Source organism: Leptolyngbya cf. ectocarpi LEGE 11479 (assembly GCF_015207065.1).
Taxonomy (GTDB): Bacteria; Cyanobacteriota; Cyanobacteriia; order Phormidesmidales; family Phormidesmidaceae; genus Leptothoe; species Leptothoe ectocarpi.
In genome coordinates, this window is sequence record NZ_JADEXP010000102.1 from 1 (window position 1) to 17,653 (window position 17,653).

17 protein-coding genes are annotated in these 17,653 nt (G+C 51.7%); 10 read left to right on the forward strand and 7 right to left on the reverse strand.

What is annotated here, in order from left to right:
- The coding region (locus IQ260_RS12795; RefSeq protein ID WP_193993502.1) for an ATP-binding protein at nt 1–190 on the reverse strand (190 nt) is incomplete at its 3' end.
- Nucleotides 191–325: 135 nt separating this feature from the next.
- On the opposite strand from IQ260_RS12795, the gene IQ260_RS12800 reads away from it, so the two are divergent.
- On the forward strand, nt 326–901 hold the full coding sequence (locus IQ260_RS12800) for a hypothetical protein (RefSeq protein ID WP_193993503.1): 576 nt from the start codon (nt 326–328) through the stop codon (nt 899–901).
- 12 nt (nt 902–913) lie between these two features.
- Here the strand turns inward: IQ260_RS12800 and IQ260_RS12805 are convergent, their stop codons facing one another.
- Genes IQ260_RS12805 through IQ260_RS12815 form a run of 3 tightly spaced genes read right to left on the reverse strand, consistent with a single transcriptional unit; the run spans nt 914 to nt 3,058 of the window.
- On the reverse strand, nt 914–1,258 hold the full coding sequence (locus IQ260_RS12805) for a carbon dioxide-concentrating mechanism protein CcmK (protein WP_193993504.1): 345 nt from the start codon (nt 1,256–1,258) through the stop codon (nt 914–916).
- 56 nt (nt 1,259–1,314) lie between these two features.
- Complete coding sequence (locus IQ260_RS12810) at nt 1,315–2,223, reverse strand: alpha/beta hydrolase (RefSeq protein WP_228015956.1); 909 nt, start codon at nt 2,221–2,223, stop codon at nt 1,315–1,317.
- 16 nt (nt 2,224–2,239) lie between these two features.
- Nucleotides 2,240–3,058, reverse strand: a complete 819-nt coding sequence (locus IQ260_RS12815) for a lysozyme inhibitor LprI family protein (protein ID WP_193993505.1) — start codon at nt 3,056–3,058, stop codon at nt 2,240–2,242.
- Nucleotides 3,059–3,205: 147 nt separating this feature from the next.
- Between IQ260_RS12815 and IQ260_RS12820 the strand changes: the two genes are divergently transcribed.
- The 3 genes from IQ260_RS12820 (at nt 3,206) to IQ260_RS12830 (ending at nt 6,110) form a co-directional block, all read left to right on the forward strand.
- Nucleotides 3,206–4,501, forward strand: a complete 1,296-nt coding sequence (locus IQ260_RS12820) for a recombinase family protein (protein ID WP_193993506.1) — start codon at nt 3,206–3,208, stop codon at nt 4,499–4,501.
- Nucleotides 4,502–4,807: 306 nt separating this feature from the next.
- Nucleotides 4,808–5,098 carry a hypothetical protein gene (locus IQ260_RS12825; RefSeq protein ID WP_193993507.1) on the forward strand — a complete coding sequence of 97 codons (291 nt, stop codon included), beginning with the start codon at nt 4,808–4,810 and terminating at the stop codon, nt 5,096–5,098.
- Between the two features lie 217 nt (nt 5,099–5,315).
- Entirely contained in the window at nt 5,316–6,110 is a 795-nt protein-coding gene (locus IQ260_RS12830; protein WP_193993508.1) for a hypothetical protein, read from the forward strand.
- A gap of 142 nt (nt 6,111–6,252) precedes the next feature.
- Here IQ260_RS12830 and IQ260_RS12835 read toward each other — a convergent pair whose 3' ends face one another.
- A complete protein-coding gene (locus IQ260_RS12835; RefSeq protein WP_193993509.1) occupies nt 6,253–6,987 on the reverse strand; it encodes a TspO/MBR family protein in 735 nt (244 codons plus the stop codon).
- A 101-nt stretch (nt 6,988–7,088) separates the two neighbouring features.
- On the opposite strand from IQ260_RS12835, the gene IQ260_RS12840 reads away from it, so the two are divergent.
- Both IQ260_RS12840 and IQ260_RS12845 read left to right on the forward strand, forming a co-directional pair.
- Nucleotides 7,089–8,189, forward strand: coding sequence for an ABC transporter ATP-binding protein (locus IQ260_RS12840; RefSeq protein ID WP_193993510.1), 1,101 nt, complete (start codon nt 7,089–7,091; stop codon nt 8,187–8,189).
- Nucleotides 8,190–8,496: 307 nt separating this feature from the next.
- Nucleotides 8,497–9,540, forward strand: coding sequence for a hypothetical protein (locus IQ260_RS12845; protein WP_193993511.1), 1,044 nt, complete (start codon nt 8,497–8,499; stop codon nt 9,538–9,540).
- Here IQ260_RS12845 and uvrB read toward each other — a convergent pair.
- Nucleotides 9,537–11,549, reverse strand: coding sequence for an excinuclease ABC subunit UvrB (gene uvrB / locus IQ260_RS12850; RefSeq protein ID WP_193993512.1), 2,013 nt, complete (start codon nt 11,547–11,549; stop codon nt 9,537–9,539). The genes IQ260_RS12845 and uvrB overlap by 4 nt on opposite strands.
- Before the next feature lie 218 nt (nt 11,550–11,767).
- Here uvrB and IQ260_RS12855 point away from each other — a divergent pair, with 218 nt between their 5' ends.
- Nucleotides 11,768–13,396: a hypothetical protein gene (locus IQ260_RS12855; RefSeq protein ID WP_193993513.1), complete on the forward strand. Its 1,629-nt coding sequence runs from the start codon at nt 11,768–11,770 to the stop codon at nt 13,394–13,396.
- Between the two features lie 41 nt (nt 13,397–13,437).
- On the opposite strand, the gene IQ260_RS12860 is transcribed toward IQ260_RS12855, so the two are convergent.
- Entirely contained in the window at nt 13,438–14,253 is an 816-nt protein-coding gene (locus IQ260_RS12860; protein WP_193993514.1) for an SDR family oxidoreductase, read from the reverse strand.
- 129 nt (nt 14,254–14,382) lie between these two features.
- Between IQ260_RS12860 and IQ260_RS12865 the strand changes: the two genes are divergently transcribed.
- The 3 genes from IQ260_RS12865 to IQ260_RS12875 all read left to right on the forward strand — a co-directional run.
- On the forward strand, nt 14,383–16,203 hold the full coding sequence (locus IQ260_RS12865; RefSeq protein ID WP_193993515.1) for a M3 family oligoendopeptidase: 1,821 nt from the start codon (nt 14,383–14,385) through the stop codon (nt 16,201–16,203).
- A gap of 97 nt (nt 16,204–16,300) precedes the next feature.
- Nucleotides 16,301–17,026 carry an HAD family hydrolase gene (locus IQ260_RS12870; protein WP_193993516.1) on the forward strand — a complete coding sequence of 242 codons (726 nt, stop codon included), beginning with the start codon at nt 16,301–16,303 and terminating at the stop codon, nt 17,024–17,026.
- Nucleotides 17,027–17,300: 274 nt separating this feature from the next.
- Nucleotides 17,301–17,653, forward strand: a 353-nt coding sequence (locus IQ260_RS12875) for a hypothetical protein (protein WP_228015957.1), incomplete at its 3' end; no start/stop codon positions are given.

Here is a 17,653-nt window from a genome sequence, read left to right on the forward strand (position 1 = left end):
TCTCAATGGGAGGCAGCAGCTGATGGAGGCCCCGAGCCAAGACAGACTTGGCCGTACCCCGACGCCCCGCAATCACCACCCCACCCAAGCCAGGATCCACCGCTGCTAGCAGCAGCGCCAGTTTGATCGCATCCTGGCCAACAACAGCCATTAATGGAAAGGTAGTAGGGATATCTGCCAGGGCCTGCATTCTTTTTCGTCAGTCAACGTAATAAATACTGTATCACTGCGCTTCAGCAATCGTGCCCAGCAAACTCGGCCACTTATGGGGTGTGTGCTAAACGTTCGACCTTTAGAATTTAGAAGCTATACCTGTGAGTTCCCGATGCCCGTTGCTGCTTGTAAGCTGTTGACCTACAAAGGTCAGTACAGCACGTGCCATATTAAAGTGCCAGATATTGATACTAAGTTGGCGGCTATCAGAATAGATGGCCAGTACTATAGTTTATTTCGACAGTTTGACGACGCTGAAACAGCGGTTAGTGCTCTCAACAAACTGGCACAAAATACAGGAGATGAGCTGGCCCTAACTCAAAAGGCCCACGATCGCTATGTTATCTGGGTCTTAGAAGTGGACGCTCAAGCATTTAAAGGTCCCAGACAAAAGGGACTGGGATGGCCGACCTACGGCCCCTCTAAGTGCTTAATGTTGGGAGAGGCCAAACAATATCACCAGTGTTACGTCCAAGTACCCGATCTCATGGAGCCCGTGGTGGCCGTCCATTATGAAGATCGGTTTTATAGTGTTTATCAACCTGGTCTGGACGCCGCCGCCGCCTTAGAACTCGCCGCTCAATTTACCTGGCGGGGGAATGAAAGTGCGATCGCAGCCACGCCAAAAGGCTATGCCGTCTGCCTATGGGAACCGGAGGCCGCTATGCAGCAGCCCGCTCCTGTCTAAGTTGCTACTCTTCTATCTAGAGCGTCCCGGCAATATAGGCTGCTCAACCGCATTGCGGAAACGCTGTACATCTTCACTAAAGTCGATGGGCAGTACCGCGACTACGTTTTCATGGGGACGAGGAATGATCACCCAGGTTTCGAGCACGCCACCGGGAGCATTTTCCGCCGCTTCCACCCCAGCCGCCATGGCCGCTTTAACCTCGGACACATCGCCACGAATATTGATACAGAACCGAGCGCTCCCGGCTCTAATGTAGTTAACCAATGTGACTCGTCCTGCCTTGACCATCGCATCTGCCGCAGCTAATACGGGGGGAAACCCTTTTGTCTCGAGCGATCCAACTGCCTCGGGCATTGCCGTTCTCCTTAATTACGAGCCAAAATTGGCTATTTGATTTATAACTCCATCGTCTATTCTACGGGAGACCCGGGGGGTTGGATAGACACAGCGGGTTGCGTTTGCTGAACAAAGGTTTCGACAGTTGTAAAGTATTGCGGCCCCGTGGTCTTAGCGACATTGTTGTGCCCGGCTCCTGGCACCAACCACAGCTGTTTTGGCGATGGGGATACGGCATGCAGCTGCTCGGACATAACAGCCGCTGTTGTGTCATCCTCCAACCCATGGATGTAGAGGACTGGCAGCTGTAGCTGAGGCACCTTCGCTATCGAATCAAATCGCTGGGTTAGGATCTGGTCTACGGGAAACCAGCCATATTGCCCAGTCAGGTTTACCGCTTCGAGCATCGAGCTAAATGTACTTTGTACAATTAACCCTGCTGCCTGCTGTTGGGTGGCTAGCTCAATGGCGATGGCACCGCCCAGGGAATGGCCAAAGAGCCATAGCCGCTGAGACGGAATCTGTCGGGTTTGGGTGAGATAGGTGTGGGCTGCGATCGCATCTTCATAGACTCGCTGTTCATTGGGAAACGGGCCTGGACTTAGACCATAGCCCCGATAGTCCACCAGCAGCACGTTAAACCCCATTTGCTGATAGCGATGGGCCAGCCCTAAGTTGGCCCCAATATTTTCACTGTTGCCATGGAGATACAGCAACGTCAGCGATAGCTCGGCCAACGGCCCCGACAGCCGAGGTAGCCACCACCCGTGGAGTCCTTTACCAGGAGCGGCCTTGCCGTCTAAATCAATCCAGACTTCTTCGTAAGCCAACAGCTGGTCCGCTGGTGTTTCAGTCAATAGGGATGTCGGCTTAAAGATCAGCTGGGTCTGCTTAAAATACAACGTCGCGCACAGTGCTCCATAGACGCTGGCAGCTGCGATCGCTACCGCTAGCAACCCCTTATAAACAATCATTGATGGCATCAGTGGCCGCTCTTATCTACAAAGCCAAGGTATCCTGCAAATCCTGTAGCTGCCACACACGGGTCTCTGTAATTGCAGCTAAACAGGCATTTTTGTCTGCCCCTGCAGCTAGATTCGCCTCATACTCACAATGGGCATCTCGATAGTCTAACCAGCTTAGCTGTACATCCGTTAGCGCCTCTCCCTCAGCCTCCCCCAGCTGGGACTGCACCGCTTGATAAACCTGATTTAATTGCGCATCGACTTCAGAATAGGGGCTCTCAGCCTGAGTAGCCTGCTGCAGTTCAGCAATGCGATTGTCCGTAATTTGTTCCATGCAGCTAGCCTGAATTAGCGGAGCTATGGACCCACCCTCAAAGCGATCGCTTTCAAACGTGCACTGGTCATCTCGAAACACAATCCAGCGTTCTTCGGCCTTGGTAAGCTGGGCTGTAGCCGCAGCATCCAGAGTCTGGCGTACCTCCTGATAAACCTGATTTAACCGCTTGTCAGACAGGCTATAGTTTTCCGCCGCACACTGGTTCATATCGAGCTGGGTCACCATTTGGCCACAGTCTTGTTTGGCGAGCGCGACTGGTGCAGAACGGGGGGGCTGCTCAGTCGCAGCGGTGGACGGCGCATCTCGCTCTGGCACAGCGGTCTCAGCAGAGTCCGCTGTTTCCGATGTCGTTTCTGCTGTCTCTGCTGTTTCTGACGTTTCTGGAGCGGGCTCAACGGAGTCCACCGGATCGCTACCTGACTGGGAGCCGCCACAGCTCACTAAGACTAAAAGCAGCACCACAGAGAATGATTTCGAGACTAGTTTGAAGCTTGTTTTATCCGTTAAATTATCCATGGTTTTCCGCCTCCAGCTCGCACCCTTGGAGTTTAGCGCACCCCAAATCTAGCTCTGGAAAATATAAAGATTGATCCGTGTTTCCCAACCATGGCCACGGGAGACACGATAAGTTGAAACCAAGGAGTTCCAGGGACTCTTTTCCTGATGCAAATCGCTGCCTACTTATATACAGATCCGCGTCTAGACCCACCGATCGATGGCAACACCTGGGGTTGGGAAGTGGATCAGATCTACAAAGACACTCCCCTAGTGGAGCATCGTCCTCAGCTACAGGCGCTGCTAGCTCAGCTGCAAACTCAAGCGCCTACCTACTTGCTGATCAGACGATTAGATGAGCTGGGGGATTCTCTACAAACCGTAGCTGACACCCTAGCCACCCTAGAAGCGGCAGGAACGACGGTGATCGCCACAGAACAGCCCTATCAAACCCCGGCTCCAGGCGCACCCAATTCTCAACTTCCTGTGGCCCTGGCCGAGGTCCAAGCGGCCCAGCGTCAGCGTCGCATTCGTCAAGGACATGCGGCCAAACGACTCAAGGCCCTACCGCCGCCGGGGAAAGCACCCTATGGCTATCGCCGGGGCAAACAAGGCTATGTGATTGATCGCACAGCGGCTCCCATACTCAAGGCCTTTTTTGACCAGTTTTTGCTGTACGGTTCGCTGCGAGGAGCCGTACGCTACATCGCGAAACAATATGGCAAAAAGGTATCGGCCTCCACTGGGCGACGGTGGCTAGAGCATCCCATTTACAGGGGACATACCCAATACGGCGACGGTGGCACCGTGCTCAATACCCATCGCCCCCTCTTAGAAGCAGACGAAGCCGCCCAAATTGACCGGCTACTGCGACGCAATCGTACGCTGCCCCCCAAAACCGCCAGCGCGCCCCGCTCTCTGGCAGGCCTGGTTACCTGTCAAGCCTGTCAGGCAACGCTAACCGTTAGCCGGGTGAGTTCACCCCGACGGGATCGGGACTATACCTATATGCGGTCCACCACCTGTCCCGGACAGTGCAAGGCTATCCCCTACGACACACTACTGACCAAAACAATCGAGGCCATCTGCATGGAGCTACCTAAAGCGGTGGAGCAGATTCGCCCGCCTAGTGAGAATCCTAAGGGGCAGTTGGCAACTGCGATCGCAAGCAAGCAAGCCATCTTAGAACAGCTGCCCCAGCTGGTTACCCAGGGCATCCTAGACCAGACAACCGCCGACCTGCGCACCTACAGCGTCCAGACAGAAATTGCTCAGCTCCAGCAGCAGCTGGCACAGCTGCCTCCAGTCAACCTCAAAGAACTCTCCCAGGCCGTCAGTATTCCTCAGTTTTGGGAAGGCCTGTCAGAGCCAGAACGCCGTTTCTTCTTTCGAGAGTTTATTCGGGATATACAAATTATCCGCGCTGGCCAGGATTGGACGCTAAAACTTGTTTTCTCTTTCTAAGTGCGCACTGAATTGAGATCAATCACGATGTATCAACAAGCACTCTGGCGGATACCCCTATGGCTGCGGCCTAACACATTGAATTGTCCCTGTAAAAATACATAGCTTCTGATAACAAAAGCTCTTGCCATTTCTCGAAAACTCTTAAAAAGTCTCCTAAGGGGCCAATCGGCGAACAAACTCTTCACACCAAACATACGTATTCACCATCATCTCCATGAGACTTCCAGGCATTAGATTTAACTCACATTAACTCACAAGGGTTAAAACCACCGATTAATCACGCAACCGACAACAGCAATCACTATGCACAAGTCTAATATTCACGCTGCCCTCACTATCGCAGCCATCATTAGCACCCTGAAAACAGCTCCCAGCTACGCATTCACCCTGGCAGATACATCCGTTATGTTTGGGAACGCCTGGTTGACTGATGGAACAACTGTGGATCGAGTAGCCATCAGCGACGCTCCCATGTTTGTCCATCTGATCCACCTAGGTGATTATACTGATGAACCAGAACAAGTAATCGAGTCGGGTGTGCTGAACGGTCTAGACGCTATGGACATTGATATGTACGAAGTCCATCATCAGTAGAAAGAAACGCCACCGCCTAGGTCTGTGACTGGCGCTGCTACTCTTCACTGGAGTTTTACCAACACTCCAGTAAAAGCCACAAAAAAGAACAATCTCTTCACACAAATATGCGTGTTTACCGATATATTGCCACTCTAACTAAGGATTAAATTTGACATACATCAGGCCAGTAAATGAAGTCAACAGATGACAGGTAACCCCCTTTGGAGACCAAGCCGTGAATTTGAATTTAAAACTATTGACCAAGCACCATTTATTGTTAAGTATATTCGCACCTCTCGGTTTAACTTTAGCGACCGTAAACCCAGCTGAGGCATTTGTTTACTCGTTTGATAGTACAAGTCAATCGTCTAACTCTCCAGCAACAGGAGCCTCAGCCAGTATTGAGTTTAATTTCAACGATCTAAGTGCCGATCAAATTCAGATCGACTTGTCCATTACCAATACAACGGGACAGCTAGACAGCGGTTTATTTGGCGCTGGAGCAACCTCATCTAAGCTTACGGGCATAGCCTTCGACCTGTTTGATGGGTTAAACATTGTCTCTCGTAGTACTAATGGAAAGCTGGACACCTGGCTAAATGACGTTGACTTTAACCCTTTTAGCAACAGCGTTGGTGATTTTACCATTGCTTTAGCCGATAACAACAATTTTACCGGTGGCAATGCTAATGGAGCTGTGGCTACCGGAGAAACCTCAACAGCCAGCTTTGTGATCACAGGTTTTGAGGCAAATACATCATCGACAGAACTACAAGAACAGTTTCGCCAAGCGTTTGAAAATCAGCAGTTAGACATTGCTGCTCGTTTTCAACAAGTCAATGCAGGTGGAGGGAGTGATAAGCTGCTGGGTGGTTCTGTTAGTGGTGGCATCCTTCCTCCGGAACCTCCTTCCGAAGAACCTGCTCAAGTGCCAGAGCCTGGACTTATGTTAGGTATGGGGGTATCGGTAGGCCTACTCGCCCTGGGTCAACAGCGCTCAGGTAAAACAGGACGACAAAGGCCAGCATAACTCTTCTCTTCCAAATAATTCTCGATTGTGAGAAGTCCTTCTTTTGTCGGTTTTTGCCGGTCTGTATATCTTGTAAAAATCACTAGATTTGAGAGCGAAGGTTTCTCAAGTCTAGTTTTTTAGGTTCAATAGCAGTGCAGTATTAGTCTAGAACAGAGCTATCGAGCTGCAACGGGTACCAGGGCTCAGCACCGTTAAGCTGCCAGATGGAAATGACTAAAGCACTCGCCACACCCAGCCAAACAACCATCGGTACCAGCAGCTGCCCCGCTAACGGCACTGTCTGCCAGTAAACAGCCACAACCGCTACAGAAGAGGCCAAAGGCCCCAGGAGCACAGCTGGTACCGCCGCTCCCAGCCGTCCTTCGACGGTAAAGATCGTATTCCAGGTATCTCCCAGGGCCAGATGCACCATAAAGAGCACCAGGGGCAGGGCAACGTAGTTTTGGCCCAACGCCTGCCAGACCCAATAGGACGCCACCACCCGTAAAACACCGATGCTCATCCAAACAATGGGAAACGCTAACGGCGGCGGTGCCCAGCCAGGGCGAGTGACGTTGCTGTAGGTCGTTTGAGTGCGGGCATTATTGAGGGGAGAGAAGAGGCGGGAACGAATGGCCACTAGGGTAAAAAATGCGATCGCAATTCCCTTACCCACTATCCCTGACCAGCCTAGGGTGAACTCTTGTAGTCCCCATAGCGCCACTAGCATCAAGCCAATTTGAGCCAACGTTCCGGCCACATACGTGCCTATGGCAGCCCAATCAACAGCTCTCTCGCGACAGGCAGCACGCTGCTGAGTATCCTCCGTCTGGACTCCCATAATGCCATTGACAATGGGTTCTACCTTACCGAACAGATTTGATTTTTCCGTCATAGCTATTGCCCTAATGTTTTAGCACTGAATTTAGTGGCTCTCACTACTATCTATCATGATAAGTCGTTACTATTTGGTAGTTAGAGGAGTAGGAAATAGCCATGGCCAATGTGCGATTTGAGCGCGTCACCAAACAGTATGACAACGGCTACGTAGCCGTTAAGGATCTTAATCTGGAAATTTGCGATCGCGAATTTCTCGTATTAGTCGGCCCCTCAGGCTGTGGCAAAACCACCTCCCTACGCATGCTAGCCGGACTAGAAAGTATCAGCAGCGGCCATCTCTACATTGACGAACGCCGGGTCAACGATCTGCCCCCCAAGGATCGCGACATCGCCATGGTATTTCAATCCTATGCCCTCTACCCCCACATGAGCGTCTTTGACAACATGGCCTTTAGCCTCGAGCTGCAGGGAGTGTCTAAAGCGGATATTCAGCAGCGGGTACAGCAGGCCGCTCAGCAGCTTGGCATTGACACCCTGCTTGAGCGCAAACCCAAACAACTCTCCGGCGGCCAGCGTCAACGGGTCGCCGTCGGTCGGGCCATTGTCCGCAATCCATCGGCCTTTCTGATGGATGAACCCCTGTCGAACCTAGACGCTAAATTGCGAGTACAGGCGAGAGCTGAACTCAACAAACTCCATAAACGGTTGGGCACCACATTTATATACGTCACCCATGACCAGGTGGAAGCCATGACCATGGGTAGCCGCATTGCCATCATGAACCAGGGTATTTTACAACAGGTTGATACCCCTCAAACAATTTACGAAAAACCTAACAATATTTTTGTCGCCGGGTTCCTAGGCAGCCCGGCGATGAATTTCTTAACCGCCACTATCAGTCGTCATAACAATAATCCCCTCATCAAAACCGCAAGCTTTAGTCTCCCCCTCTCTAGATCCCTAGACAGCGTCAGCACCTACCTTGATCGCCCCATCACCCTGGGTATTCGCCCGGAAAGTATTTACCACCCTAACTACCTGCCTCCCGGCATTACCCCCACAGAGGTTAAGGCTACCGTCTCCGTTGTTGAGCTCATGGGCCATGAACTAATTGTTTATGCCACCCTAAGCGAGGGTAGCGAGATTGTTGCTCGCCTGGATCCTAGAGCCGCCATTAAGCCAGGTGAAACAATTCCCCTACAGGTGGATAGTGAGCGCATTCACCTATTTGATAGCGACACAGAACAAACAATTTAAGTGATAAATGGGTAACCGATGTCAGTATGCACCTACAACCCCCGGTATCCGAAACCGTTACACAGGGGCTAACCGTATTTTCCGCAACCGTAGTTTATCCAAAAATTCAGGTATTCCTTCAGTAGCAAACAGTGTAATTTACGTCATTTTTTTTGAGTAAAAACACTAGGATTATAAAGTTATGGGTATCTGACTAAATTTATTTATCTATCTCCAATAAAGAGTAGGTGACTTGAAGTGGTCAATTTAGTCCTAAGATGTGAATATTAATCAAGGTTAACAGCAGCGCGCTAAGTCGCTAAATATCATGCCCTCCGACGGTCTCTCGATTGGCTCCTCCCAACCGACATTTGCAACCAAGCAAGACGCTATAGAGCAGGCGGTGGGTCATCTCATGCAGCACTCCCAGCATCTACGCATCAAAAAACTCTTATTTAGTGTTTGCTACGGCACCTGGGAAAATGAAGCGGCAGTGCTCCAAACTGTTTCGCTGCAGTCTCTGGTGACTATAGTGTTGGGTCGCTATTCTAGCTTGCAGCAGTGTCAGGATGGTCTCTATCAGAAAGCCAATAGCCTGAACCGTAGAAAGCTGTATATTGCGATCGCAAACACCATACTGCACTACCTACAGCTGGTCTTTATCACCCCAGCCGAGGCACGCTCCCCATCCACCGATGAGCAAGCTGCCAACCTATCGGCCTCTGTACAGTCCCAGGCCAAAGTAGAACTCTATCAGCCTGTTATTGATACTCTGTCTAAAACCCAAAATTTGGACGTTATTAAAACATTTTTAGGCTATCTTGGCCAAAGTCCGGGGACAATTGCGGATACCGCCAGCACTGATTTACTGAGCTTGGTACAGATCGCTCATCGGCAAGCTCCCACACCCCTGCAACTCAAGCAGCACTTGGTAGCGATCGTCAAAACACAGGCGTCACCCGCCAAGGCTCAAGCCACTGCACGTCAAATTTTACGAGCCTTTCGTCCCCTTTACGCCACTAGCACTGTACCGGTTGTCACCACCCCCGACAGTCTCAGCATCTTAGAGCAGGAACTTAGTCAAAAGTCTGATATCAACCAGGTCCGCGTCCTGCTCTATTCTATTCTCTATGGCCCCTACGCCGACAGCCCTCTGCAGCGACAGATTCTACGGTCCAAAACCCTCCGCGATCTGCTACAGGAAACCTTTGAATACTGCCCCACCTACACTGATTTTGAAAGCAAGCTAACAATTCTAGCCCACTGTGTAGAAACCTCTGACGGCATCAACCGGGCCTTGAAGGTGATGTTAGTGGCGCTATACCGCTACTACACCAGTAGTAAGCAGCCCTCTGACATGACGCTGCGCTAGTCAGCCACTGTGCGTTTGCCCAGGAGTTTTTCTCGTAGATGTTTGATGCGATCGCGAAACTTAGCCGCTTCTTCAAAATCTAGCTCCTTGGCCGCCGCTTTCATTTGCTTTTCCAGCTGGGAAATCAGCTCAGGGATATCTTCTAGGGCCAGATCGTCACTGTGTTCGTAGACGGTCTCTAGTTCTTGAGCATTGAGACGACGTGACACCTCCAAAAACGAGAGAATTGCATTACTCTTACGTCGCACAATCGGCGTTGGCACAATCCCGTGCTTGTCGTTGTGGGCCTGTTGAATAGCCCGTCTACGCTCGGTCTCATCAATGGCCCTAGCCATGCTATCGGTCAGATTATCCGCATAGAGAATCGCCTGACCTTGGACATGACGGGCCGCCCGCCCCATGGTCTGAATCAAAGAGCGCTCTGCCCGCAGAAACCCTTCTTTATCCGCATCGAGAATTGCCACCAGTGACACTTCGGGTAAATCCAACCCTTCTCGCAGCAGGTTTACCCCCACCAACACATCAAAGTTACCGTTACGTAAATCTTGAATAATCTCAATGCGTTCAATGGAGTGAATCTCGGAATGTAAGTAACGGACTCTCACCCCATGTTCGTCAAAGTACTCAGTAAGATCTTCTGCCATCCGTTTGGTCAAGGTGGTGACCAGGGTGCGTTCATTGCGTTCCACCCGATCCTTAATCTCTCCTAAGAGATCATCCACCTGTCCCGTCGTGGGCCGCACAAAAATCTCTGGGTCTAACACTCCTGTCGGACGGATGATTTGCTCCACAATGCGTTTTTCTGAGATCTCTAGCTCCCACTCTCCCGGTGTTGCCGATACAAAAATGCAGTTCTTCACTTTTTGCCAAAATTCTTCTGCCTTGAGGGGCCGATTGTCGGCGGCGCTGGGTAAGCGAAATCCATGATCGATTAAAACCTTTTTACGAGCCTGATCGCCGTTATACATACCCCGCAGCTGTGGAATAGTGACATGGGACTCATCAATCACCAGCAGCCAATCCTCTGGGAAGTAATCTAGGAGACATTCAGGGGGATCGCCAGCCTGGCGTCCGGCCAAATGGCGAGAATAGTTTTCCACGCCATTACAGTAGCCCACTTCTCGCAGCATTTCTAAATCATATTTGGTCCGCTGCTCCAGCCGCTGAGCTTCTAGCAGCTTGCCTTCTTTTTCGAGAAGTTCCAACTGGTCACGCAATTCTGTTTGAATACCGTTACAGGCCGCTTCTAACTTGTCATCTGGAGTAACAAAGTGACGGGCTGGATAAATATTGAGGGCCTCCATGCTTTGCAGCGTGGTTCCCGTGACCGGATCCACATAGCGAATGGCATCAATTTCATCGCCAAAGAACTCCACCCGGATGATGCGATCCTCATAGGCGGGGCCAATCTCTAGCACATCTCCCTTGACCCGAAACCGGCCCCGGCCCAGATCAATATCATTCCGCGTGTATTGAATCGAGGCCAGATCCCGCAGCACCTGTCGCTGATTTAACTCCATGCCCACCCGTAGCGGAATCGACGCCTTGAGATACTCGGTCGGAATACCCAAACCATAGATACAGCTGATGGAAGCCACCACAATCACATCGCGCCGTTCAAACAGCGACCGGGTGGCCGAGTGCCGCAGCATGTCAATTTCTTCGTTAATTGACGCTGTTTTAGCGATGTAGGTATCGGTGACCGGAATATAGGCTTCTGGCTGATAGTAGTCGTAATAGCTGATAAAGTACTCAACCGCATTGTTGGGAAAGAACTCGCGCAGCTCGTTACAGAGCTGCGCTGCCAGGGTTTTGTTGTGGGCGAGTACCAGGGTGGGACGTCCGACATTATCAATGACGCGAGCCACGGTGTGGGTCTTACCGGTACCGGTTGCCCCCAGCAGTGTTTGGTATTGACCATCTGCATTCAAATACTCAATCAAACCAGCAATGGCCTTGGGCTGATCCCCCTTGGGGTCAAACGGGGCCTGAATATCGAAGTCTTTCATGGGGCAATCGAGCGGGTGGCAATCTTAATGATCTTAAAAGTAATACTCAAAATCTGCACGATAGTTTACGACTCGGCTGATACCAGTCCATCCATGCCAGTTGGCCAGGTGCGTCAATTCTGCTTTTCCCTGGCAAGAACTCGCTACCCTAGAAGAATAAAGATAGATAGGTTGATGGCCGAACCTATCGTTGCACGGTGCTAACCACGGAGGGGTTTATGAAAATCTGGCATTGGGGATGGATCGGACTAATGCTCATGGCTAGTGCCTGCAGTCAAGACCAGGTGGAAAATAACCTGACTCAGCCAGCTGAACCAGAAAGTGCCACGGCAGAGGTGGTCGCTGAGGCTGACGACAGCGAGGCCAGCTGTGATCCCATGGACGATCAGGCTCCACTGCAGCCCACTGCGGAGACAGAGCTTCCATTCGAGCGCTTTGATTTTCGGCCCACTGAGGTAACCGCTACGGACACGACGCTGACCTTTGCCGGAAAACGTTATCAATTTACCTTTTGCAAACGCGATCGCACCTGGGGAATCGAAACGTTAGAAGCTGTCCCAGAGACTGAAGAAGACTACGCCGAATATTTTGAAGCCCTGGGCGATCCCGACTATGAAACCATCACCCGTGAAGAGCGCCCCTACCAAGCACGGGTTCGCCTCGATGCCTCATGGCTCGCCAGCCGCAGCAATCCCAATGATGACGACCTGGAGGAGGTCATCTTTGAACTGATCAAACCGGGGGAAATCGTCCCTATTTCCACCGTTCTCTACACCAATACCGATATTCTCGACAGAGAGCTGGGAGCCTCTGCCGGAGTCCCCACGCTGACCCGCGCCTTAGCCACTGACGAGGATATATGGTGGTCCGTCGGCTTTGAACAGGGAGAAGGAGCCAGCGGGATTGCCACCGTCGTGCAGTATCAAATCGCCACTGACAAAATTGTTGTCTGGCAGCCGACTGAACTTGACAATACGCAAATTACCGATCTGGCTGTGACTGGCACCGACGACGACCGCACCCTCTGGCTAGGGACTCAATACTCTGGAGAAGGCAACCCCTACCTACCTGCCAAAGGCCTAGTCGCCTATCGTCCAGCAGACGAGACAGTCCAAACCTATACTGTAGAAAATAGCCCACTCATTGGTTCTATTCCCACACGGCTCTGGGCTGAAAACGAGACGCTTTGGATAGCAACGGCCAGCGGCGCCTGTGAAATCGAATGGGCCACCATTGCCGACAGCGATAGCTGGGACTGCTGGCAGTTTACCCCCATGGCCAAGATCCCAGACAATCCGACGTTGTATCCCAGCCTGCTGGCCGAAACACCGATTAAGCAAATACCCGATATCTCTGAACCGGTAGAACTGCTATGGCTGGCAGATATGGATATCACCACACCAGAATCCGCTACCCGATATGAGATCGCCTACGCACCGGGACTCACCACCCAGCTTGACCAAGGGGCTGACTACTATGTCGGTCCAGAGGATAACCCAGAAGACGGCTATTTCTGGTGGCCCGGACAAGACTGGAGCTGGACTGGAGAACGATTTGTGCGCTACTGGGACCAAGTAGCTGTGAATTATGTGGGGGGCGGCCCCCAGGGCATTGGCCCCAGCGGCGGTGGCAACTATGTGGCCGATTGGCGCACCATGCGAGGGGAGTTTGAGCTGCTCGATCTAACTGCCGATACCGTTGGCATTAACTACTACTCAGCCTGGATTGATGCCGCAGATATTGTTGAGCCATGGGTGACGGTTACCCCAGTGACTAACGCGCCCCTGGATGCTGAGAATCCCACTGATACAGTGCTCACGGAACTCAAACAGGCGGCCAAGGAATAACATCTCCAGCAACACCTGGCTAAACAATGGCATAAGCGCGCTTATGCCAATAGTTTTGACCAATCTAGGGACGCTGGCCGTGGCCCCTGATTGATCATTTCAAAGGCTTTATTGATGGTGACTGCTACCTTTAAACATTCCACACAGGCAGCGGCCACATCCTTACGGCTGGTCTGACCCAGTAGGCGATCGCCATGGCCCACCACCACACCCTGTTTGCCATCGGTTGATGCCTTAATCAAGGTGTTGAGATCGTAGGACGTATAGGGGCCATCAATCAGCCGACCTGGACGCACGATGGTAAAGTTCAAACCTGAACTACGCAAAGACTGTTCTGCGACGGCTTTGGCGTCTAGCACACCGTAGGCATTGAGCAGACTAAAGGGAAACTGGTGCTTGCGTTCCACACCAAGGGACGAAACCAGCACAAAGCGCTGCACGGAGGCGGTTTGCACAGCCTCAATCAGATTTTTGACGCCCTGACCATCGGCCACTGCTGGCGAGTTTTGCGTATGACGCTGGCGATAGTCCTCATCTAAAAAAATACGTCCCCAGGCCAGAAATTGCTCAAATGGCTGGGAGGGTAAATCAACCTGCCACTTATCGGAGGGAAAGGCGGTTGTGCCACTGCAGCAGAGCACGGCATCAATGCCCTCCAGTATAGGCATGAGAGTATTCGAGAGACGCATATCGGCCTGCACCACATCAACGCGCTCATCAAACAGCGGGCGGGCTTTAGCAAGATTGCGGGTGATCGCCCGAACTCGATAGCCCTGGCTCAGGGCATAGGCAACGGCCAGCTGCCCCACCCCTCCTGTGGCACCCGTGATCAAGACTTGCTGAAAATTATTAGACATGCGGCTGGGGTGGAGGTTTCCGTCCTCAGTTAACCCTAAAACAGCCCGTCTGCTCAATAGGTCCGTGTGGGGACTGTTAGCATCAATCTAAACCGCTGATTAGAATTAAAGCCCGCCCCTACACCTACCATGCTTCAATTTCGCCAAACTTGGGACAATCAAGCCTTCTTTAAAGGCACTGACGATCCCCAACTTGCCACCACCCTTGCCGAAATTAGAGAGACCATTCATCAGATTGCAACAGCCTGTGCGCCGTTTACACAACAAATTAAAACCGCTGAAACCCTGCCCAAATCAGAATTTGACCCTCTCCTTGAAGTATTGCGTAGTATTCATCAAACTCGGACGGTCGTAACTATACAACTGGGCAACGTGCGCACCTATGTCTCCACAGCCCTGAGTGTGGATGCCAAAGACGCCAACGCGAGTACCCTCATGCCGACAATTCAGCAGGTAGGGGCCGAGCTGAGTCAGGCCATGAAGCCGATGGACGTATTTCTCAATCGGGTGAGTTCTGAGTTTGTTTCTGTTTTGATGGCCGACCCGATCCTAGAAGAAATTGGCTTTTTGCTAACTCACCAGCGCCAGCTCAAGGATCAGCTGCTTAGCGTTACGGAGGAAAGTTTAATCACCGGTCTGTCCATCAGCGGGCTGCATAGCTGGGGAAATCTCTACACAGAACTGGCTGGCAATCTGAAGTGTTCGATTCAAGGCGAGACCATGGGTCTGGCTAAAGCGGCTAATCTGCTGAGCAGTTCGCAGCGAGAGACTCGGATAGCCGCTTGGCAAGGTACCCGCAATGCGTGGATCGCCCACCAAGAAACTGCGGCGGCTATCCTCAACGCCATCAACGGATGGCGGCTAGAAGAAACTCAGAAGCGGGCTACTGTCCGAGAGCTGCATTATTTAGATAAAAGCTGCCACCAAAGTCGAATTGACCGTCGTACGCTAGATGCGCTACTAGAGACTACTTACCAACAGCGAGGTGTGGGCCAGCGTGCGCTCAAGGCCATGGCTCGAGTGCTCAAAATTCCCCAAATGGCCCCGTGGGATTTGCAAGCTCCTGCCCCCGCCTCGGGAGATACTCAAATATTTTCCTTTGAGGCGGCTATTGAGTTAATTGCCGATGCGTTTCGGCAGCTTACCCCGGAGATGGGGGATTTTGCAGTGATGATGGCAGAAAAGGGTTGGATTGACGGCAAGCCTACGCCGAATCGAGCGACAGGTGCCTATTGCACTCGGTTCTCTGACCCCCGTGAGCCCAGAATTTTTATGTCCTATGCGGGCACCATGACCAACGTGATTACCCTGGCCCATGAGCTAGGTCACGCCTGGCATAACTGGGTGATGCGGGATCTGCCTTTGATGCAGACGTATTACCCCATGACCCTGGCTGAAACCGCCAGTATCTTTGCCGAAACCTTGGTGCGCGATGCTCTCTTAAAGCGGGCGGAGACTCCGGCCCAAAAGTTAGAAATTCTCTGGCAAGATGCCCAGAGTGCGGCTGTCTTTTTACTCAATATTCCCGCTCGGTTTGAGTTTGAAAAGCGACTGGTGGAGGCCCGCAAACAGAGCGTTGCGATCGCACCCAAACTCAAAACCATGATGGCCGACAGCTGGCAGCTCTGGTACGAAGATAGCCTGTCCGAGTACGACGACATGTTTTGGGCGACAAAGCTGCACTTTTCCATTTCCCAGCTCGGGTTTTACAACTACCCCTATCTATTTGGCTATCTATTTAGCCTGGGCATATACGCCCAGCAAGATCGCTATGGAGCAGGCTTTAACGACCTCTACACCAAAATTTTGCGTGACACCGGCACCATGACCGCAGAAGAGTTAGTCACCCACCATCTACAGCAAGACATCTCGCAGCCTCAGTTTTGGGAGGCCAGCCTCAACATCGTGGCTGACAGTGTGACGGAGTTTGAGCAATGGGCAACCGCATAATAGAACCGCATAATAGCCCAACACTGATTCAATGTCCCCAATGGCGCTAACCTAGTTAGGAACTCTTGCCAGCTCGGGATAATAAGCAATTTGTACTATGGTCACCAGCACATCCCTCGACTGGATTTTTTTTGACTGTTTTAATACGCTGATCGACGATTTTGATACCTCTGGCTATGAAGCCGGTCTTGCTCCCATGTATCAGGTGCCAGTTACGGCAGGTCTTTACCAAGACATTAAAAACGTCCGTGCTGATTACCTCCGCTGGCGACGGGAACACATTGTCGGCCAAGCCCATGAGCAGTCACTGCAGCAGCGGTTTCGCAATATGTTGGCCATCTATCGTCCAGATGCGGACGCGACGACCGTTGACCAGGTGATAGCCGAAATGGAAATTCAGTTTATCGACTGCTTTCCAGCCACCCTAAGGCTGCCCGCTGGTGTGGAAAGCATGTTACAGCGCTGGCAGGGAAAGGTGGCCATGGGTGTAGTATCAAACTTTTTTCTGGCCGCCTGGCCAGCCAAAATGCTAGAGCGCCACGGCCTCAAAGACCATTTTCAATTTGTCCTCGACAGTGCTGAGTGCGGCAAGCGCAAGCCTGGGGAGGCCATTTATCAGATTGCGCTAGAAGCAGCCGGAAACCCTGCCCCTGAGAGAGTACTGTTTATTGGCGACCATCTCACCAATGATGCGATCGCACCGCAGCGTCTAGGCATGCAGTCCATTTACTTTGACCGCTCAGCCGAACGCTCATCGTCTTCAGCCGCACCGGCCAATATCCAATCCATTAACCATTGGGATCAATTTATCGCTGCCCCCTAAGCAAAGTTAGCACCAGCCTATAACCCCAATCAGCACCCACGATCGATCATCGTCACCCGCAGGGCATTCTACACAGAACTAGCCTCAGCAGACATAGACAATCAGGCAAACAACCGGACCTATTTACAAAAATAGCCCTTTGATCATAGATAATTAGTAACAACAGTTAAACATAACCCCATAAATCGGCGTCACACTCAATTAGACTTTTGCGATCGCCCCTTAATTCAAAATATTACCTAGCCTTAACTATTAACTTTATTGTTAGCTTTATATGACGCGTCTTAAACCCTTTAACATCGCCAGTTTGCTCCTGTCCGGAGTGATGACGACTACACTCCTAGCAGGGATAAACCGTTCCCCCGCTCAGGCCGAACCCCTCGCAGCATCCGCCACCGCCAAAGTCGACCCGAAAGACCAAAGCGAACCGCAGGAGCAAAAAAGTCAGAGCGAAAAGCCAGAGCAGCCCGCCCAGGCATCACCACCAAAAGCATCCGCTAAGACGCCTGAAACCAAAACTGTAACCCCCAAGCCCAAAACCAAGAAAAACTCGTCAGTTCCAGAACGCATTGAACCCTTTATCCAGGCAGATGCTGTGGCTCTGGGGCAGTGGCTGGTCACTAAAAG